1 protein-coding gene is annotated in these 4,145 nt (G+C 74.3%); it reads right to left on the reverse strand.

Annotated features, from left to right (window positions below):
* Nucleotides 1–100 precede the first annotated feature (100 nt).
* A complete protein-coding gene (locus tag ACZ63E_RS40210; protein ID WP_465341556.1) occupies nt 101–3,724 on the reverse strand; it encodes a BTAD domain-containing putative transcriptional regulator in 3,624 nt (1,207 codons plus the stop codon).
* Nucleotides 3,725–4,145: the final 421 nt, after the last annotated feature.

Here is a 4,145-nt window from a genome sequence, read left to right on the forward strand (position 1 = left end):
TTTTTTTCGTCCAACCCCGCCCCCTTCCTTTTTTTTTTTTTTTTTTTTTTTCCCCCCCCCCCCCCCCCCCCCCCCCCCCCCCCAACAAGCTGCGGCAGACTCAGGAGCGTTGGCGGAAGGCGTCGGCGACGCCCGAGCGGGACGGGGTCTCCAGCTTGCCCAGCAACCTCGCCACGTGCGCCTGCACCGTGCGCCGCGGCAGGGACAGCTCCGCCGCGATGTCCGGGTTCGACCGGCCTTCCGCGACCAGGCTCGCGATCCGGACCTCGATCGGCGTCAGCGACTCCCAGCCGTGGCCGGGGCGGATCGGCGAGAACAGCGCGCCGCGGCGGACGCCCAAGCGGCGCAAGCGCGTCTCCGCCCGGCGCAGGTCCCAGCGGGCCGACAACGCCGTGTACAGCTCCGCCGCCTCCTCGAACGCCGCCTGCGCCGCGTCCAGGCGGCCCGCGCGGGCCAGCAGCTCGGCCGCGTCCTCCAGCGCCGCCGCCAGTTCCGGGCGGCGGCCGACCGCGCGGAAGTGCTCCGCCGTCGCGAGCACCGCCGACGGGTCGTCCTCGATCAGCCCGCGGCACCACGACACCGCCGCGTGCGCCCGCGCCGGACGGCGTTCCTTCGCCGCCTCCTCCTCGCAGACGTCGAGCGCGCGCCGGGCCCGCTCGACGTCGTCCTGCTCCATCGCCAGCCGGACGAACGTCGGCAGCCACTGGTGCCGCAGCATCATCTGCGCGTACGTCGGGTTCAGGATCGGCTCGAGCACGGCCATCGCGCGGGCCCGGTCGCCGCGCTGCTCGGCGGCGAGGGCGTCGGCGACCAGCAGGAAGTCGAAGCTCTCGCGCTCGGCGCCGGTCGCCGGGGCGTACTCCTCGGCCGCGTCGAGGTGGGCCGCGGCCTGCGCGCGGTCGTCACGGCGGCCCGCGATCAGCGCCGCGACGCCGTGCAGCAGCAGCGCCGCCGGGCCGGGCTCGCGCAGGCCGTAGAACGTGATCGCCGGGCCGTCCTCGGTGACGGTGTCCAGCTCGACCAGCGCCTCGTCCCAGCGTCCCTCCCAGTACCGGTGCACCGCCACGGACACCTGCAGCCCGACCGGCATCGAGTGCCGCGCCGCGACCTCGCCCGCCATGCGCAGCGCGTCGCCCGCCTCGGCGAGGCGGTCGAGGTTCTGCAGCGTGAAGACGCGGTTGTCGAGCAGGTCGAGGTGCAGGTCGGCCAGCTCGTGCTCGTCACCGACGGCCTCGATCGCGGCGTCGACGTGGGTGAGCGCGCTGTCGTGCTCACGCCGCACGGAATCGACCAGCCACAACGTCTGCAGCGCGTGCGCGGTCAGGTACCGGTCGCCGCCCGCCTGCGCCTTCGTCTCCCGCGCCGCCTTCTCCGCGGTGTCCAAATCGGACAGATCACCACGGCGGAAGTTCGCCAGCAGCTGCCGGTGCCGCACCCGCCACAGCTCCGGGACGGCCGGGTCGTCGGCCGACGCGCCGAGCGTCGCGACCGCGCCTTCGGTGTCGCCACGCCGGTGCCGCAACGCCGCGAGCACGTGCCGCATCTCCTCGACGGCGTCCGGGTCGGTGGCGACCTCGAGTGCTTGCTGCGCCAGGGTTTCCGGGTTGCGTTCCAGCCGGAACAGCACCTTGACCAGCGCGACGAGCAGGACTTCACGGCGGGCGTCGGCACCCGCGGCCAGCGCACGTTCGAGCAGTTCGACGGCGATCAGCGGCGCCCGGTTCGACACGGCCGCGTGGTGCGCCGCGAGCCAGTCCAGCACCCACTCGTCCACCGTCGCCGGGGCCGCCACCAGCTGCTCGGCCACGCGCTTCACCGGCGCGCCGATCCGGGCGAGCGCCTCGGCCGCCTGCCGGTGCAGCGCCGCCCGCGTCCCGGCCAGCAGCCGGTCGTAAAGCGCTTGCCGCAGCAGGGGATGGCGGAAGGCGAGCTGGGTCCCGGTGTCGATCAGGACGTTCGCCGCGACGGCTTCTTCCAGCGGCTCCAGCAGGTCCGACGGCCGGGTGCCGAGCACCGCGGCGATGTCCCCGACGGCGAACTCCATCCCCAGCAGCGCGCCCCAGCGCAGCACTTCCTGCGTCCCGGCGGGCAGGAAGTCGAGCCGCCGGTCGACCGCCGCGACCAGGGAGCTCGGCGCCTCGAACTCCTCCGGGTCGTCGACGTCGGCCTCGCCGCCGTTGACCTCGACCGCGCCGGCGCGCAGCAGGACGTCGACCATCTCCTTGACGTACAACGGGTTTCCCGCACCACGCGCGGCCAGCTCCCGCAGGCCCGGCCCGGGCGGCGACCCGATCTGGTCTTCGATCAGCCGTCCGACGTCCGCGCCGGTCAGCGGCGCGAGGTCGAGGACCACGCCGTCGCGCGCCAGGACCCCGCGGCGCAGCTGGGCGAGCTCGGCGCGGTCGGGCGCCGGCCGGGTCGCGGCCACCAGCAGCAGCGGCAGCTGCCGGGTCGCCGCGCAGAGCCGGTGCCAGACCAGCACGGACGCCTCGTCCGCCCACTGCAGGTCGTCGATCACCAGCACCTGCGGGGAGTGCGCGCACAGCTCGTCGACCAGGGCCAGGATCCGGTCGACGGCGCCGAGCACCGGGTCGGCCGGCCCCCAGCTGCGCCGCACCGGGCCTTCACCCGCGAGCTCCTTCGCCAGCCGCGCGCGCCGCGGGTCGGGCGAATGCGCGTCGATCGCCAGGCACTCCAGCATCACCTGCAGCGGGAACCGCGTGCTCAGCTCGTCCGCGGCCGCCCAGAGCCGCTGGACGCCGGGGGCGTCCGGCAGCGAGCTGGTGAGCAGCTCGGACTTGCCGATCCCGGCGTCGCCTTCGATCCACACGGCCCGGCCGCGCCCGGCCCGGACGTCGGTGACGAGCTCGGCGAGCCGGGTCGTCTCGGCTTCCCGGCCGAAGAGCCGGTGCCCGGTGACGACCACCGGCGCGGTGGGAGCGTCGAGGGCCGGGTCCTGGGCGAGGATCTGCTGCTGGAGCCGTTGCAGCGCCGGGCCGGGCTCGACCCCGAGCTCGTTGATCAGCGTCGTGCGGGCGTCGCGGAAGACGTCGAGGGCGTCGGCGTGCCGCCCGCTGCGGTAGAGGGCGAGCATGAGCGACTCGCGCAGCGGCTCCCGCAGCGGGTGCTCCCCGGCCAGCACCGCGAGCTCGGGCGCGAGGTCGAGGTGGCCGCCCAGCGTGAGCAGCGCCTCGGCGCGCCGTTCCAGGGTGTTCAGCCGCAGCTCGGCGAGGTATTCGCGGTGCCGCTCGGCGAACCCGCCGGGCACGCCGGAAAGCGCTTCACCCTGCCAGAGGGCGAGAGCGGCGTCGAGCTCGGTGACCGCGGCGCGCGGGTCACCGCCGTCGAGCCGTCGCTGCGCAGCGTCTCGGTGGCGCTCGAACACGGCGGCGTCGAGGGCGTCGTCCTCGAGCAGCAGCGAGTACCCGGCGGGGTCCGACAGGAGGACACTCGCGGCCGACCAGCGTGACCGGTCCGGCTCCAGCGCGCGCCGCAGCCCCGAGACGTAGGTGTGGACGCTGCCTTCGACACTCGCGGGCGCGGAGTCGCCCCAGACCCCGGCGATCAGCTCGGCCCGCGGCACCGGCCGGCCGGAGTTGACCGCGAGCACGGCGAAGATGGCGCGCTGACGCGCGGGGCCCAGGCCGATTTCGGCCGTCCCGCGCCAGGCCCGCAGCGGGCCGAGCACGCCCACCCGCAGACCGGTGTCCGCATCCCCTGGCATGTCGTTCCGTTCCCTCTGGGGCGCGTGCCCCAGACCCCCGCCGGGGCGGGCCCCCAGGACCCCGGCGGACATCTCTCGGTGCCGACTTCACCGGCGAGCTTACTGACGTGGCAAGAGGTACCTGAAGTGCGGGGAATCCGGGTTCTTCCCCCACCTGGGGCCCCAGAACGCCCGCTGGTTTCGACCGTCCGACCGGTATGCGCTGTGCGGCGGCCCGGAGCAGCTTCCGGCGTCGTGAATGACTCATTCATGGCGTGGGACGTAGTGAGTGACTCATTCATGGCGTCCGGGACGTGACCGGCGGGCCGCTGCGATGCCGTGAATGACCAAGGCCGGGCAGTTAGGTTGGGGTGAGTCGTGTCAAGAGGCTGGTGGCGGCGTTGGTGACGGTGACGTCGATGGTGGCTGTGAGACAGGCGCG

The organism is Amycolatopsis sp. NPDC104819 (assembly GCF_055583145.1).

Bases quoted from the DNA above. Each gene is read 5' to 3' on its own strand.
- ACZ63E_RS40210 (WP_465341556.1), bottom strand. From the start codon at position 3,724: ATGCCAGGGGATGCGGACACCGGTCTGCGGGTGGGCGTGCTCGGCCCG.